At 43.8% G+C, this 16,511-nt stretch carries 14 protein-coding genes; 12 read left to right on the top strand and 2 right to left on the bottom strand.

All coding sequences use genetic code 11. From position 1 onward, the window contains the following. Nucleotides 1–671 precede the first annotated feature (671 nt). The 4 genes from nirB (at nucleotide 672) to cobA (ending at nucleotide 5,576) form a co-directional block, all read left to right on the top strand. The gene (nirB, locus tag AB6E52_RS05725; RefSeq protein WP_017062560.1) at nucleotides 672–3,245 is read left to right on the top strand and encodes a nitrite reductase large subunit NirB; all 2,574 of its coding nucleotides are present in this window, start codon (nucleotides 672–674) and stop codon (nucleotides 3,243–3,245) included. A 14-nt stretch (nucleotides 3,246–3,259) separates the two neighbouring features. After that, entirely contained in the window at nucleotides 3,260–3,583 is a 324-nt protein-coding gene (gene nirD / locus AB6E52_RS05730; protein WP_102320784.1) for a nitrite reductase small subunit NirD, read from the top strand. Between the two features lie 123 nt (nucleotides 3,584–3,706). Next, entirely contained in the window at nucleotides 3,707–4,522 is an 816-nt protein-coding gene (locus tag AB6E52_RS05735) for a formate/nitrite transporter family protein (protein WP_017062558.1), read from the top strand. Between the two features lie 277 nt (nucleotides 4,523–4,799). After that, complete coding sequence (cobA, locus tag AB6E52_RS05740; RefSeq protein ID WP_017071487.1) at nucleotides 4,800–5,576, top strand: uroporphyrinogen-III C-methyltransferase; 777 nt, start codon at nucleotides 4,800–4,802, stop codon at nucleotides 5,574–5,576. Nucleotides 5,577–5,627: 51 nt separating this feature from the next. Here the strand turns inward: cobA and AB6E52_RS05745 are convergent, their stop codons facing one another. Further along, complete coding sequence (locus AB6E52_RS05745; protein WP_050546503.1) at nucleotides 5,628–6,125, bottom strand: DUF4174 domain-containing protein; 498 nt, start codon at nucleotides 6,123–6,125, stop codon at nucleotides 5,628–5,630. Nucleotides 6,126–6,448: 323 nt separating this feature from the next. Between AB6E52_RS05745 and AB6E52_RS05750 the strand changes: the two genes are divergently transcribed. The 3 genes from AB6E52_RS05750 to AB6E52_RS05760 all read left to right on the top strand — a co-directional run bounded on the left by AB6E52_RS05750 (nucleotide 6,449) and on the right by AB6E52_RS05760 (nucleotide 9,050). Beyond that, a complete protein-coding gene (locus AB6E52_RS05750) occupies nucleotides 6,449–6,922 on the top strand; it encodes an NYN domain-containing protein (RefSeq protein WP_010429860.1) in 474 nt (157 codons plus the stop codon). Nucleotides 6,923–7,002: 80 nt separating this feature from the next. Beyond that, nucleotides 7,003–7,668, top strand: coding sequence for a response regulator transcription factor (locus AB6E52_RS05755; protein WP_017062555.1), 666 nt, complete (start codon nucleotides 7,003–7,005; stop codon nucleotides 7,666–7,668). Then, nucleotides 7,665–9,050, top strand: a complete 1,386-nt coding sequence (locus AB6E52_RS05760) for a sensor histidine kinase (RefSeq protein ID WP_017064547.1) — start codon at nucleotides 7,665–7,667, stop codon at nucleotides 9,048–9,050. Before AB6E52_RS05755 ends, AB6E52_RS05760 begins: the two co-directional genes overlap by 4 nt. A 184-nt stretch (nucleotides 9,051–9,234) precedes the next feature. Here the strand turns inward: AB6E52_RS05760 and AB6E52_RS05765 are convergent, their stop codons facing one another. Further along, nucleotides 9,235–10,539, bottom strand: a complete 1,305-nt coding sequence (locus AB6E52_RS05765; protein ID WP_017062553.1) for a dicarboxylate/amino acid:cation symporter — start codon at nucleotides 10,537–10,539, stop codon at nucleotides 9,235–9,237. Between the two features lie 559 nt (nucleotides 10,540–11,098). Here AB6E52_RS05765 and AB6E52_RS05770 point away from each other — a divergent pair. The 5 genes from AB6E52_RS05770 (at nucleotide 11,099) to AB6E52_RS05790 (ending at nucleotide 16,493) form a co-directional block, all read left to right on the top strand. After that, nucleotides 11,099–13,195 (top strand): TonB-dependent siderophore receptor, encoded by a 2,097-nt coding sequence (locus tag AB6E52_RS05770; protein ID WP_102320785.1) that lies wholly within the window; start codon nucleotides 11,099–11,101, stop codon nucleotides 13,193–13,195. Between the two features lie 193 nt (nucleotides 13,196–13,388). Continuing rightward, the gene (locus tag AB6E52_RS05775; protein ID WP_017062550.1) at nucleotides 13,389–14,156 is read left to right on the top strand and encodes a DUF3450 domain-containing protein; all 768 of its coding nucleotides are present in this window, start codon (nucleotides 13,389–13,391) and stop codon (nucleotides 14,154–14,156) included. After that, nucleotides 14,156–15,532, top strand: coding sequence for a MotA/TolQ/ExbB proton channel family protein (locus tag AB6E52_RS05780; RefSeq protein WP_017062549.1), 1,377 nt, complete (start codon nucleotides 14,156–14,158; stop codon nucleotides 15,530–15,532). Before AB6E52_RS05775 ends, AB6E52_RS05780 begins: the two co-directional genes overlap by 1 nt. Further along, nucleotides 15,532–16,092, top strand: a complete 561-nt coding sequence (locus AB6E52_RS05785) for a MotA/TolQ/ExbB proton channel family protein (RefSeq protein WP_010429842.1) — start codon at nucleotides 15,532–15,534, stop codon at nucleotides 16,090–16,092. Before AB6E52_RS05780 ends, AB6E52_RS05785 begins: the two co-directional genes overlap by 1 nt. Continuing rightward, nucleotides 16,089–16,493 carry a biopolymer transporter ExbD gene (locus AB6E52_RS05790; RefSeq protein ID WP_004739212.1) on the top strand — a complete coding sequence of 135 codons (405 nt, stop codon included), beginning with the start codon at nucleotides 16,089–16,091 and terminating at the stop codon, nucleotides 16,491–16,493. Before AB6E52_RS05785 ends, AB6E52_RS05790 begins: the two co-directional genes overlap by 4 nt. Nucleotides 16,494–16,511: the final 18 nt, after the last annotated feature.

Below are 16,511 nucleotides of genomic sequence, written 5' to 3' on the forward strand. Positions count from 1 at the left end.
TATGCAGCGGATTGCAAATCCGTGGACCTCGGTTCGACTCCGGGAGGCGCCTCCACTATTCAAAGTTGAAAGGCCAGCAGAAATGCTGGCCTTTTTGCTATCTGAAATTCTAAACCCTCATGCTATGTTCAAACTTCCACGTATGCTCTCTAATCAGTAGCACCACTAGGAACAAGCTATATCAGATCACTTTTGTGCCGGTCTTTTCCTTATGTAAACCTATCATTTGCTAAACAACCAACAGCATCTGTTAACCAATTGCGCCGTTTGTGAGTGGAATGAGTGGGGAATGGAAAAGGGCGACTGTCTTTTGCGTCATTAAATTCTTCATATTTATACATAGTTGCTCATGATCCTGTAACGCTTTCATGAGTTATTACACTTATTATGACCACAAATGAAAATGATTGTCATTTACTTGTGTTACTGCTAACCTATTGTGAAACTTTACAACATCTTATCTACTGCACGAAAGTGTATATAAAACCCCGCTAAACCTTATTAAACCTACGGTTATTAGTTTGCTTCGTATGATAAATCAGCAGATCTACCTCTTTTGTCCTACCCCTTTAGGGTAGTTCGATTTCGTAATTGATTTACATCATATTTTCATTTTCTTTCATAATTCATTATTCGCTCAGTTAAGAAATATATAACCTTCAGGAATTCTTATGAGCAAGATGAAGCTAGTCGTAATCGGTAACGGGATGGTCGGCCATCGCTATATCGAAGATTTAGTCGAGAAGACAGACGTTGCTAACATGGACATCACAGTCTTCTGTGAAGAGCCTCGCGTAGCCTATGATCGTGTACACCTTTCTTCTTACTTTTCACACCATACTGCGGACGAACTTTCTTTAGTTAAAGAAGGCTTCTACGAGAAACACGGCATCAACATGCTGATCGGTGAGCGTGCTATTAACGTTAACCGTGAAAAGAAAACAGTTTACTCAAGTACTGGTCGTGAAATTCAATACGACAAGCTAATCCTTGCTACAGGTTCATACCCATTCGTTCCGCCAATCAAAGGTAACGAAGGTAAAGACTGTTTCGTTTACCGCACAATCGAAGACTTGAAAGCTATCGAAGCAACCGCTAAGAATTCTAAATCTGGTGTGGTTGTTGGTGGTGGTTTGCTTGGTCTTGAAGCTGCAGGCGCACTAAAAGCTCTTGGTGTAACCACGCACGTTGTTGAGTTTGCTCCAAAGCTAATGGCTGAGCAGCTTGACCAAGCGGGTGGTAACCAACTTCGTCAAAAAATCGAACGTATGGGCGTTAACGTACATACAAGTAAGAACACGCTTGAGATTGCTCCTGAAGGCACTGAAGCTCGTAACGTAATGCGCTTTGCAGACGGTACAGAGCTAGAAACTGATTTCATCGTATTCTCTGCTGGTATTCGCCCACAAGACAAACTTGCTCGTCAAATGGGGCTGGGTATTGCACCACGTGGCGGTATCGAGATTAATGATCACTGTCAAACGACAGACAAAGACATCTACGCAATCGGTGAGTGTGCGTCTTGGAACCAAACGTTCTACGGCCTAGTGGCTCCAGGTTACAAAATGGCAACGGTAGCGGTTGACCACGTTGTTGGTAACGAAAGCACATTTGAAGGTGCTGACATGTCTGCGAAGCTTAAGCTTTTGGGCGTGAAAGTAGGCTCTATCGGCGATGCGAACGGTCGTACTCCTGGCTGTAAGAGCTACGTTTACCAAAACGAAGAACAAGAAGTTTACAAGCGTCTAATCGTTTCTGAAGACAACAAGAAGCTGCTTGGTGCAGTAATGGTTGGTGACACCTCTGACTACGGTGATCTTCTACAGCTTATGCTGAACGAAATCGACCTACCAGAACACCCAGATGCATTGATTCTTCCTGCTCATGCTGGTGCTGAAAAGCCAACACTTGGCGCGGATTCTCTTCCTGAGTCTGCTGTTATCTGTTCTTGTTTCGATGTGACTAAAGGCAAGATCGCTCAAGCGGTTGCTGAAGGTCACCACACAATCGGTGATATCAAAGCAGTAACAGGCGCAGGTACTGGTTGTGGTGGTTGTATTCCACTAGTGACTTCAGTACTAAACGCTGAACTTGCTAAAGCTGGTGTTGAAGTGAAGAACGACGTGTGTGAGCACTTTGCATACTCTCGCCAAGAGCTTTTCCACCTAATTCGCATCGAAGAAATCAAAACGTTCGATGAGCTATTAGAGAAATATGGTAAAGGCTACGGCTGTGAAGTATGTAAGCCTCTAGCAGGTTCTATCCTTGCTTCTTGCTGGGGTGAACACATCCTTAAGCCTGAATTAGTGAAGCTGCACGATACCAACGACAACTTCCTAGGTAACATGCAAAAAGACGGTACTTACTCTGTAATCCCTCGTATGGCGGGTGGTGAAGTAACACCTCAAGCACTAAGCGTTCTTGCTGATGTTGCTGCTGAATACAACTTGTACACCAAGATCACAGGTGCACAACGTATCGGCCTATTTGGTGCTCAGAAAGATGACTTACCAGCAATCTGGAAGAAGTTAATCGCTGCAGGTTACGAAACGGGTCAAGCTTACGCAAAAGCACTTCGTATGGCGAAAACATGTGTAGGTTCTACTTGGTGTCGTTACGGCGTTCAAGATTCAGTTGGCCTAGGCGTGATGATCGAGAACCGTTACAAAGGCATCCGTACTCCTCATAAGATGAAGTTTGGTGTGTCTGGCTGTACTCGTGAGTGTGCTGAAGCTCAAGGTAAAGATTTAGGTATTATTGCGACTGACGCAGGTTGGAACATGTATGTATGTGGTAACGGTGGTATGAAACCCCGTCACGCAGACTTACTGGCAAGCGACCTAGACCAAGAAACGCTAATCAAGTACATCGACCGTTTCATGATGTTCTACATCCGCACGGCTGCGCCACTACAACGTACTTCGGTATGGATGGACAACCTAGAAGGTGGTGTTGATTACCTACGTGAAGTGATTGTAGACAACAAGCTTGGTATCAATGACCAACTTGAAACTGACATTGCTGGCCTAGTTGATAACTTCGCTTGTGAATGGACAGATACAATCAACGACGAAGCTCAACTTAAGCGCTTTGCACACTTCATCAATGCTGATGACCGCGATGATAACGTTGTGTTTGTTGAAGATGGTCGTGAACAACACCGTCCTGCGACATTCACTGAGAAACACCCTGAAGCCATTACTTCAAAGCATCAGGGCGACATCATTCACGTAGAATCTGTTTAAGGGGAGACGACATCATGGCATTTACCAAAGTTTGTAAGATCGAAGACATTATCCCAGGTACAGGTGTTTGTGCGTTGGTTAGTGGTGAGCAAGTAGCTGTATTCCGCCCAACGAAAGCTGAAGAAGTATTCGCGATTAGCAACACAGACCCTTACTTCCAGTCAAACGTGTTATCACGTGGCTTGATTGTTGAGCACAAAGAAGAGCTTTGGGTAGCAAGCCCACTTAAGAAGCAACGCTTTAACCTAGCAACAGGTGTGTGCATGGAAGACGAGAACTTCAACGTGAAAGCGTACAAAGCTCGTGTTGCCAAAGGCGCTGTAGAAATCTCTGCTTAATCTTCGGATGAGTAAGATTTGATAGTTCAAGGGTTCTAGTTCTCGATATTGCCTTAACTCGGCAACTAGAGCCTTTTCCTATCCAATTTTAACTTTTAATTTAAACTTTTTAAGGACAACCTTATGTCTCCTGATTACAAACCAGCTGAATTCGTTCAAACGATGATTGATGTGGGTGAAGCGAAAACGAAAACAAGTACTCGCGATCTTCTGATTCGAAGCACTATGGCTGGTATCATCCTTTCTCTAGCGGTTGTTGTTGCTATTACAGCAATGGTTCAAACCGGTATTGGCCTTGTTGGCGCACTTGTGTTCCCAGTTGGCTTCGTCATTCTAAGTGTAATGGGTTATGACCTAGTAACTGGCGTATTCGGCCTTGCACCTTTAGCGAAATTCGACAACCGCCCAGGTATTACTTGGGGTCGTATCCTACGTTGTTGGGGTATTGTTGGTCTTGGTAACCTTATCGGTTCTTTGATTGTTGCTTTCCTTGTTGCAGTATCACTAACGGGTAACTTCTCTTTAGAACCAAACGCTGTTGCTCAAAAGTTCATTGCTGTTTCTACAGGTCGTAGCCTAGGTTTTGAAAACATGGGTATGGACGGATGGATCACGTGTTTCGTACGCGGTATCTTCTGTAACCTTATGGTATGTCTAGGTGTGATTGGCAACATGACTGCACGCACAGTATCTGGCCGTGTAGCAATGATGTGGTTCCCAATCTTCATCTTCTTCGCACTCGTATTTGAGCACACAGTAGTAAACATGTTCCTATTCCCACTGGGTATGATTCTTGGCGCTGACTTCGGTATTGCGACATGGTTGAACTTCAACCTTATCCCAACAATCCTAGGTAACATCGTTGGTGGTCTATTAATGACGTGTGTTCCTCTATACCTAACTCACGCTAAAACTGCGCCTTCTCTAGGTGCTAAGTAATCCTCAGTAGGGTGAAACGTAATTTAGTATGAGATTAAGAGCCCCAACAACATGTTTGGGGCTTTTTTAGTTCGAAAGCCCTTATATCATTGCGCAAATTACTCGCAATAGACTGTTTTGTTATAATTACTTCTATCTTCGTTAGTATTTAGACTGAATATTTATATCAACACCTGATAGTCTAAGGGTTAAGGATTTGGATAAGTCATCATCAATACAGTGACTTATCACATAGATTTAAGCTTGAGATAAAACAAGCAAACCTTCGGAGCGCAGCATGTCAGAAGTATCGTCATCGAATGTTAAAGAAGTAAACAAAGGATTTGTTTCATTGGTAGGTGCAGGTCCGGGCGACCCAGACTTACTTACGCTAAAAGCCGCACGAGTGATTCAACAAGCAGACGTGTTGGTTTATGACCGCTTGGTATCAAAAGATATTTTGGCGATGGCTAATCCAGAAGCAGAAATGTTGTATGTGGGCAAAAAGCTCGATCATCACTGCGTACCGCAAGATCAGATCAACCAACTATTAGTGACCAAAGCTCAAGAGAACAAACACGTAGTGCGTCTAAAAGGTGGTGACTCGTTTATCTTTGGTCGTGGTGGTGAAGAGTGTGAAACGTTAGCTGAGAATGACGTGAGATTTGAAGTGATTCCGGGCATCACAGCTGCTGCCGGAGCAACGGCTTATGCGGGCATTCCGTTGACGCACCGTGATCATGCACAAAGCGTGCAGTTTATTACAGGTCACTTGAAGAAAGATGGCGAAGATATTGACTGGCAATCTCTTGCTCAGCACAACCATACCATCGTGTTTTACATGGGCTTGAAAGAGAGTCCGAACATTCAGAAGAATCTACTCGATAATGGTATGCGAGCTGACATGCCAGTTGCGATCATCGAAAACGGTACACGCCAAGAACAAAAGGTGTTTAGAGGTGGGTTACGTGATTTAGCTGACCTTGCGAGCGTCGCAAAGAGCCCAGCGCTGATTGTTGTAGGCAGCGTGGCTCAGCTCCATGAAAAACTTGCTTGGTTTAACAAACAAGCTTGATCGTTTGACCTTCTAATTGGATCTCTAAGCCACTACTGAGTCCATCAAGAATCAAATACTGCAGCGGCTGCCTTGTCGCTGCATTTCTTGTTGGCGCATCGGCATTTCGTCAATGATATTGGTGATCTGTTTCCAATCTGTTTTGCCACTCCATCGGTGCTTCTCTTTCCCGTCTTTACCAATCAAAACAGCGGTATGTGATCCTTTCGGGATCTCGTAAATACTGGTGACTGCTTCTAAGTTAAACTCTTCTTCTAACCAAGTTGGGACTGTGTAACCACTCTCAGCAATAACCATAATGACGACATCTCGTTCGTCCAATTGACAGTTATTGAGCAACACTTCATTCAGAAACTCTTTAACGATTGAATCTTCCTTTGGAGCGAAATAAATCACACTGCGGTGTGGCAAAGGCTTTGAGTGAGAATAAGCGGGGTAGGCGAGTACTGAATTGATGGTTAAGCTCATGATTATTACCGTGCTGATGGTCAGTAGTTTAAGCAAACTAAACCAGCTACCAGAGTTTGATGGTTGATTTAAAGTTTGCATCGCTTTGGTTGTGTCGATGCTTACGATCGAATTGTGTGTTTGTCGGTGCAGCATTGCCAACCTCCCTTTAAAAACTCTAAGCCTGAGTACGATTTGAACGCTACGTAAAGAAGAAGGTGAAGATCAGAACCACCTAAGAAACGCTCAAAACAAATCCACTTACAATAAGCATAGTTAGGATTACGTAAAGACACTTAGCTTTACGCTAAAGATATTAGATTTACGTTAACGATAGCTGGCAGGTTCATTTTTATTGAGTAAAGCGACTCGCATTTTACAATTGAATAGAATAGGGTATACGGAAAATCTAAAGGTATGAATTTATGGAAAACATAGCAATTTTGGTCGACGTTCAGAACGTTTACTACACGACGCGCGACAAATACCGTTCTAACTTCGACTATAACCAGTTTTGGTATGTTGCCACGGAAGGGCGTAACGTTATTGCAGCTAATGCTTACGCAATCTCAAGCCAAGATCCAAAGCAGCGTCAATTTCATCATATCCTTCGTGGTGTGGGCTTTAATGTGAAGTTAAAGCCGTTTATTCAGCGTCGAGATGGCAGTGCAAAAGGCGATTGGGATGTGGGTATTGCGTTAGACGCGATAGAACTTGCTGAGACGGTTGATACGATTGTTTTGGTATCAGGAGACGGTGATTTCGAAATCCTTGTAGAGCGAATCAAAGAGCGCTTTGGCAAGCCTGTTGAAGTGTATGGTGTTCCCGGGTTAACTGCTCAAAATCTTATCGATTCTGCATCAAAATTTGTACCGATTGAAAAAGATTTTCTTCTATAGAGGAAATCGGGCACTTTATAATTGAAATCAATAATAACGATAATTAGAATGCAAACAGTTCTTATTTATCGGTATGTGTAATGTCTCGCGTTTTAGTTGTTGATGATGATATTCAGTTGTGTGAATTACTGGGTGAAGTGTTAGAAAATGAGGGGTATCACGTTGATACTGTTCATTGCGGTGAATCCGCGCTTGAGTTTATTCAATCTCACCCTGTCGATTTGGTTCTACTCGATGTAATGCTTCCGAACCTAAGCGGCATTCAAGTAGCAAGACGTATTTGTCAGCGTTTTGCTACTCCCATTCTTATGCTAACCGCGCTTAACGACGATGCCTCAATGCTCGATGGCTACCAAGCAGGCGCCGACCAGTACATCGCTAAACCTTTCAATGTTCCTGAGCTCCTGACTCGTATAAAGGTGATTTTACGCCGAGTGGGCTTTGAGCGTCAGAGACAATCTTTAGCTTCCTCTAATCACGGCTTGTGTGAACAACTCTCTCGTTTGCCATTAACTGGCACTGAAAAAGACTTGCTTGATTATTTGGTCAAAAATGACGGTATTGTCGTCTCAAAATCTGATCTGCAAATCCATGTACTCAAGAAAGAATTGTGTCCCTTCGATCGTAATTTAGATATGCATATCAGCAATATACGTAGAAAGCTCGTTCAGGCAGGTTTGTCTAAACAACATATAAAAACCGTTCGTGGTAAAGGTTACAGTTACCTAGAGTCGGTCGGAGCATGAGTAAAAAACTGCTGCGTTGCCCTGATTTTATTGCTAAGCGTAAAGACGGACTCACTTTCCAACTGTTCAGTTACCTGACCGTCATTTTGGTGAGTATTTTGATCCTGCAAGGTGTCGCTGAAAGAGCCTTGATGAAAGCGCTGCTTAAAGTCCCAGAATCGGTAAAAGCGGAAATGCTCGACCTTGCTTACCAAGCGAATGTGTTGATCGAAGAAGGGGACATGGATGAACTCGCGGACTGGGGTAATGCTCAGCAGTATTATCTGTTCGTAATTGATAAAGACAATCGTCCGATCACACATCGTCACATGCACCCACATTTTGAATTTAAGCTCAAATACTTAAGAACGTTAGATCACCAACTTAGTGATCGTGTGAGTAAGCCGATCTTCGGCCTACCACTGGATAACGGTAAAACACTGGTTATCCAACTACCGCACCAGTTTCATCCCGCAAAATCTTTTGCGCCATATTCCTATATGCTTAAAGCATTGATTGCATTGGTCGTATTGTCTCTGTTCTCGATTATCATGGCCAAAAGCCTTCAGCAACCGTTGGATAGATTGAGAGAAGCGAGCCGCAGACTGGCTCAAGGTGACTTCACGGTCAGTGTGGTGTCGGAGTTGAACTCCACCACGCGTGAATTCAACGAGCTTGCACACGATTTTGATTATATGACCTTTGAGATTAAATCTCTGGCTGAAAAGCAACGTTGTTTGATTCGTGATGTCTCACACGAGTTAAGAACACCATTAGCAAGGCAAAACCTCGCACTACACCTGCTGCGCAGCAAGGTTGATGATAAAAGCATTGGTTTGCTAGAACGAATGGAAAATGAAACAGAAGAGATGAATAAGCTGGTGGGTGAGATACTTGAATTTAGCCGCTTAGAAACCTCTCGCTATGACTCCAAGTTAAGTTTAATGCACCTTGAGCACTATTGTTCAATGTTGATCGCGCAGATGCAAAACGATTTAAAACCGAATCAAACTTTGATTGGTTCCCTAGAGACGCCGATATCAATGGTGAACGTTGATGAGAGGCTACTGCTTCGAGTCATTGGTAACTTGGTCGGGAATGCCATTAAATACGCGGGTGAGAACGCTCATGTGGTCGTGACGACATACGAACAGGTAATGGATAGACGTTACAGTGTAATATCTGTAGAAGATGACGGTGACGGTATTCCCGATAACAAGATTGCAGGTATATTCGACCCGTTTACTCGTATTGAATCAGCAAGAGACAAACGGTCTGGTGGCTACGGTCTGGGCCTTGCGATTGTTAAAGAAGCGATGGGTGTGATGAATGGACATGTAACTGCTGAGAATAGAGAAGGTGGGGGGCTGAGAGTGAACTTGATGTTCCCAATCGGTGATTAGCTTTCCCTATTGATAATTACCTTAAATTGATAACTGTCCCAACTCAGTAGTACTGACTTAAGCGATACCCAATAAAAACGCCACTGCATCTGCAGTGGCGTTTTTCTTTATGCGCTTTGGTATGGGCTAGGCGTAGCCATTAATTACGCCTGAGCTTGAAGACAAGAGCATAAGATAAGCGAGACTATGCCTGTTGGCGAGCTAGCTTAACTTCTTCTTCTTTCTCACCTGCTGCTGGGTCGTTGAAGCGAGACTCGTCTAGAGCGCCTTCAGACTTAGCAACGATGATAGATACGGCACTATCACCTGTGATGTTTACAGCGGTACGAATCATATCAAGAAGGCGGTCAACACCCATGATTAGAGCAATACCTTCAAGCGGCAGGCCAACTTGGTTCAATACCATCGCTAGCATAACAAGACCAACACCAGGGACACCTGCAGTACCAACAGACGCCAGTGTCGCCGTTAGGATAACCATTAGGTAATCACCCATTGAAAGGTCGATGTTGTACGCTTGCGCGATAAACGCCGTCGCAACACCTTGCATGATTGCAGTGCCGTCCATGTTCACAGTTGCACCTAGTGGTACTGTGAAAGAAGCGACTTTGTTGTCTACGCCCATACGGTTCTTAGCCGTTTCCATAGTTACTGGAATTGTTGCGTTCGAAGATGCTGTTGAGAATGCAAACATGATTGCATCTTCCATCTTACGTAGGAACGTAATCGGACTAAGACCTGTGAATCCTTTAAGCATCGCACTGTAAGTCACCAAGCCATGCAACAGCAGGGTACCAGCAAGCACTAAGAAGTATTCTGCTAGGTTCCAAATTGCACCTAAGCCAAGGCCAGAGAACAGTTTCGCCATCAAGAAGAATACGCCGTAAGGAGCAAGGTTCATTAGTAGCGCAACTAGCTTCATGATCACTTCGTTTAGATCAGAGAAAACTGCAGCGATACGTTCACCGGGTTTGCCCGCTGCACTGATTGCGATACCAAACAACACTGCAAATACGATAACTTGTAACGTTTTGCCCTCAGCCATCGCCTGAATAGGGTTGGTTGGGAACATGTCGATGATTACTTGGCCCAGAGAAGGGGCATCCGCTGATTTGAAAGAGCTCGCAGCAGTAAGATCCGCACCAGCTCCAGGTTGGAACAGGTTACCGATAGTTAATGCTAGAGTGATGGCAACGGCAGTAGTACCGATATAAAGTGCAAGCGTTTTGCCACCCATACGGCCAAGAGTTGATAAGTCTTTAAGAGAACTTGTACCGCACACTAGTGAAACGAAGACTAGAGGCACAACAAGCATTTTTAAACTGGCGACAAAGATTTGTCCGCCCACTTCAAAGAGTCCGTTAACGATGTAGTTGTTAACAAATCCGTTGTCTGCAAAAAGGGATTGAATGGCGAATCCCGTTAATATACCTACGACCATACCGAGGATTACTCGACCAGTCAGAGACATAGGTTTCTTGGTATTCATTTAGAACACTCCTTATTATTTATAACTTTGATACCTTTTCAAAGTGAGCAGGAGATTAGCAGTCGGATAATCAATTCGAAAAACAAAAAATGAGTTTGGAATTATAGATGTGATCAAAATCACTGATAATTATGTAAACTAAACAAATAAAAACAAAATAATTCACTATTAATTTACATCTATCGAGGGTTTTATACATAAATTTGTCGTTTCAAAGGTAGTAAATAAGAAGAGATGATTTTCTTATCAATCTTCACGTCTTCAATTGACTGAACAAATACCGTTGTTTCAAAAAATTCGGTGAAGATAACCAGTCGATTTACGTCCATGAGCCTTAACTATTTGTATTGAATGGTTTTGTTGAACTCCTCAAATATGACTCACCGACAGGCCTTTACAAAACTTTACGAATGCAAAGAATGTAAATTTAATGCAAATGGTAATAGTTATCACTTATATTCACTCCCGAAATAATTCAGTGGTACCGGCAACGGTTCAGCGAACACATCGAATAAATAACAAAGTGTTCGTCTAAAAGAATAAAAGCGGAGTAAAGGACATGTTTTCAAAGAGCCCATTGGCTTTAGTGATCGGCGCAGTATTAGCTTCACCAGCAGTATTGGCAGAAACAGTAAAAACAGACGAGCATATGGTTGTTGAAGGTCGTGACTACGGTTATAAAGCCGACACGAACACAACAGCAATGCGCATGGAGGCGACTCAATTAGAGACTCCGGGACAAGTTTTAGTAATCGATGAGCAAATCATCGATGAACAGCGTGCAACAACGCTTGGTGACGTGCTTAAGAATGACGCGAGTGTAAGTGCTGGCGGTACAAGCCGTAACCGTGAACGTTTCTCTCTACGTGGTTTCTCGGTAGAAAGCTCTTCGGGCTTCCTTAAAAATGGCCAGCAACATTGGTCTCACTACCGTCAACCTATTGAATTACTTGAGCGAGTTGAAGTAGTAAAAGGTCCTTCAGGTCTACTTTATGGTCAGTCAGCTCCTGGTGGTTTGATTAACATGGTAGCTAAAAAACCAACTTATGAAACTCAAGTAAGTGTAAGTCAAGATATTGGTTCTAATGACCATTCTCGTACAACGGTAGACGTAAGTGGCGCTTTGAACGACGCTGAAACTCTACGTGGTCGCGCGATTCTATCTAAAGAAAGCTACGGCTCTTGGAGAACTTACGGTGACGGAACTGAACCACAAACAGAACGTTTTGTTGGTGGTGTATTCGTTGATTACGATGTAACTGAAGACGTAATGGTTTCTGTTCACTACGATAAGACCAACGACGAAGGCAGCGTAGATTCTGGTGCACTATACACACTAGACGGCAACCGAGTGGGTAGCGACAAGCATATCTGGGATGCGCAGTGGTCACAGATTGAAAACGATGTTGAGAACGTTGGTTTTGATATTGCTGCTAACCTGACTGATACATGGTCATTAAAAACAGGTTTCAACTACCAAGATTTCGAACGTATTGATATGGAAAGCTACCCAAGCTTTTCAAACATGAATCCTGATGGTACAGGAACCGTGACTCAAGGTGGCAACTACCGTCATGACAAATGGCGTTTCAGAACAGCTTATGTCGATCTAACAACAACCGCTGATCTTGCGGGCACAGAGCACCAACTATTATTCGGTGCTAACTGGTTAGGCTACAGCTATTACCGTGGTATGGATCGCTTCAGCAGCGCTGAATACGCACCAGATGCAACAGTACCAGCGCCGTCAGTGGGTCCAACATCGCTAGGTAAGATGAGTACTTACGATACTTGGGGCTTCTACATCCAAGATTTGATTACTATTAATGATGAATGGCAAGTTCTTGCGGGTGCTCGTTTCGACCGTAAAGTAAGTGATGGCGTTGCAGAAGAAAACGTAGCACCTAAGCTTGGCCTGATTTACCACCCAGTATCAAACGGTAGTATCTACGCTTCTTACTCTGAAAGTTTCGAACCACAAGGTGTTGTGTCTAGCGGAAGCCGCAACTACACCAACGATGGCGAACTTCTTGACGCAGCAACGGGCGTGTCTTACGAAGTCGGTACTAAGTGGGAACTGATGGACGAACGTCTATTCGTTTCTGGTGCGGTATTCGATATTACCCAAGAAAACATTTCAATGGATGTAGAAGACACTTCATCAGGCGATTGGACGAAGACACAAGGTGGCGAACAAGTTCACCGTGGTGCTGAGCTAGCCGCACAAGGCTTTATTTCAGAGCGCTTCTCAATGTCTGGTTCTGCAATGTACTTAGATGCTGAAATCACGAACCATGAAACATATGAAGGTAACCGTCCAGTAGACGTACCTGAGTTTGCAGCAAGCGTTTGGTCTACCTATGCAGCAACAAACGAAGTTGATGTGAACCTGGGTCTTATCTACGAAGGTTCTCGTTACGGCGATAGCGCGAACACATTCAAGAAAGACGGCTACGCACGTGTAGATATGGGTGCTGCATACACGCTTAAGTACGACGATTCTCTTGATTTCGTAGCGCGTCTAACAGTCGAGAACGTATTTGATAAAGAATACCTAGCGGGTGGCGGTTCAACATCTTCAAACCACCAATTTGCTGAAGACGTAGTAATCGGCGAAGGCCGTAACTACATGGCGACTTTACAGGTAAAATACTAATTTGTTAGTAGGGTACTATTGTTAGCCTAAATACTAAGGGGAAAGTTTCGGCTTTCTCCTTTCGTGATTCTGCTATTCAGTAAAATATCCCTAGTAATGCGAGTGACTTTTAATGATAATGAGAGTGCTTATCAATAATAGTATTTATCAATAAAATGTATTTGACCTTCTTCTATAGTAAATGACTACAATTATGAATCTTTTAAAAACTAGCCTAGCGCTTGCCATCAGTTTGGTTGCAACGTCTTCTATGGCAAACAGCTTGGATCAAGCTCAATCAATTCAAAACAAGACCAATAACGCGTCGGCTTCGAGCCAAAAGGTTATTGATAAAAGCTCACAAGCGACTTTAATGCTGCAAGCTGAGATTGAGCGTCTGCAAGAAGAAGTTAAAAACCTAGAAATCTATCACGATCACCTTGCTGCATTAGTTGAGAGCCAAAACCAAGAAGCTCAAAGCATTGAAGAGCAGATCGAAGAAATCAAATACACACGCCAAGGTGTTGTGCCATTGATGTATCAAATGATCGATGGTCTTGAACAGTTGGTAGAGAAAGACGTGCCGATTAAGAAAGAACAGCGTCTAGAAAGAGTAGAAAAGCTACAAGCAATGATGACTCGTGCTGATGTGAGTGATGCTGAGAAGTATCGTCGTATCCTGGAAGCTTACCAAATCGAGATGGACTACGGCATCAAGCTCGGTGCTTACCAAGGCCGCGTTGCATTGAGCAACGACAGAACGATTGAAGCTGACGTGTTGCACCTAGGTCGTATCTCTTTGGTGGCTCGTAACCTAAATGGCAGCCAATATTGGTCTTGGAATCAAACACAAAATCAGTGGCAAGAGCTAGATTCTTCAATGAAATCTGAGCTAGATAAAGCTTACGACATTGCAAGCCAACAAGCGGCGCCAAGCCTAATTACTTTACCTGTTTCTTTAACTGTTGCGGAGGTTAAGTAATGAACTTAAAGCCATTAGCAGCATTGCTTTGCATTACATCACTTTCATTTTCAGCTTTCTCTGCATCAGATACGACGGCTCAGCTAGTTAATAAAGCAAAATCAGAGAGTCGAACTCAAGCTTCTCACAACGTAGTGCGTGAAGCTGATTTCAAAAAGACAGAACAAGAACTGAAAGCGATCAAAGCTCAGCTTGAAGCGAAGCGTACGTCTATCCAAGGTGCGACAGATGTTCTGACTCAAACGTTCAGTGATAACGAAAACAAGCTTGCTCGCTTAGAAGAGAAGCTGCGTTTAGAAACCGGTAGCTTAGGCGAGCTGTTCGGTGTCGTTCGTCAAAACGCAAAAGAACTCGGCGCAGAGCTTAGCTCAACCGTGAATAGTGTTGATCGTGCTGAACACACTGCAACTGTTGATCAAATCATTGATGCTAAATCACTGCCTTCAATGCCACAGCTGACCGGTTTGTGGATGAGCATGGTTGAACAGATCCAAGCGAGTTCTGAGCTTAGCAAATCTCAAATTGCATTCATTAATGGTGAAGGCAATACAAACAAGGTTGACGCTTACCGACTAGGTTCGATTGGTCTTGTGACAGAGCAAGGCTATGTTAGCTGGAACACTCAGCGTGAAGATGCGATCGCTTACCTTAAGCAACCACAAAATGGTCCAACGTTAGCGTCACTTTCTTCGTTAGCGAATGGTGAAGTATCTAACGTGGTTGTCGATCCTTCTCGCGGGTTTATGCTAGAGCAATTAGCACTTACGCCAAGTTTAACTGACCGTCTACAAGCGGGTGGTGTGGTTGGTAAAGTGATTCTTGGCCTACTAGCTATTGGTCTAATCATCGCATTAGTTCGTGGTGTCTCTCTTGCTATCGCACGCCAGAAAATTCGCGCGCAACTTAAGAACCCTGAGCAAGCGGGTGATAACCCACTAGGTCGTGTTCTTGCGATGTACAACAAGGAACAAAACCAAACGGTTGAAGCGTTAGAGTTGCGACTTTTAGAAGCGGTAGTTGATGAGCAGACTCACCTAGAGAAAGGTCTATCGATGCTTAAGCTATTGGCGGCACTAGCACCAATGTTGGGCCTTTTAGGTACAGTAACCGGCATGATCGAAACATTCCAAGTGATCACTCAGTTTGGTAATGGCGACCCTAAAGTTATGGCGGGTGGTATCTCGATGGCGCTTGTAACTACGGTACTTGGTCTGGTTGCGGCAATGCCTCTTCTACTGGCACACAACATTCTTAGCACTCAAGCAGAAAACATTCGCAATATTCTTGAGAAGCAAGGTATTGGTCTTGTTGCTGAGCAGGCTGAAAAGACCGTTGAATCAAACGCTGTTGTTTCACCAGTTGGGACTGCTGCGTAATGGATATTTTGTCGGGTTCTCTATTACCAGCGAGTTGGTTAACGAGTGACTGGCTGCTGTCTTTATCAAGCTTTATGGAGCAGGGCGGTTTCGTCCTGTGGTGGCTAGCGGCTGTCGTCCTAGTGTATTGGGTGCTTGTGGTAGAACGTGTGCTTTATCTTGCGTTCTACTTTCCTAAGCAACGCCAAGCTTGGATAGCGAAATGGCATGAAAGAGAAGATCACTCTTCTTGGCATGCCAAAGCCATTCGTGAAGGTTGGTTAGGGCAAGCGAGTATCTTGCTTAACCAAAACTTGAATTTTATTAAGCTGTTAGTCGCTATTTGCCCGATGTTGGGCTTGCTAGGCACTGTAACCGGTATGATCTCTGTTTTTGATGTTATGGCGACACAAGGCAGCAGTGACCCTAAATTGATGGCTTCAGGTATCTCGTTAGCAACACTGCCAACCATGGCAGGCATGGTTGCAGCGTTAGCGGGCATGTTCGTTCACGCTCGCTTAGCGAAAGTATGTAACCGCTTAGAATTGAAATTAGAAAAATCTTTAAGGAGTCAACGATGAGACTCGGTCGACGTCATTCTAAAAACGAAGAGGCTCAAATAGACCTTACTTCGATGCTTGATATTGTCTTTATCATGCTTATTTTCTTTATTGTGACCAGTTCATTTGTTCGTGAATCAGGGGTGGAAGTCAATCGCCCACAAGCTTCTAACGTAGTAAGCCAAAAGGATGCAGGCATCTTTGTTGCGATTACTTCTGCAAACGACATTTTCATCGACAAGCGTGTCGTAGATGTTGAACGTGTCCAAGCGACGTTAGAGCACTTGTTGCTAGAACAACCTGATGCTTCTTTGGTTATTCAAGCGGATGAACACGCTTACAACGGCACTGTTGTTAAAGTGATGGATGCCGCGAAAGGTGCTGGTGTTAAAAACATTGCGCTTGCTGCTGATAAGCGATGATCTTGGAGGATCTTCATA

It is taken from the genome of Vibrio sp. 10N.247.311.13 (assembly GCF_041467595.1).
In the GTDB taxonomy this organism is placed as follows: Bacteria; Pseudomonadota; Gammaproteobacteria; order Enterobacterales; family Vibrionaceae; genus Vibrio; species Vibrio crassostreae_C.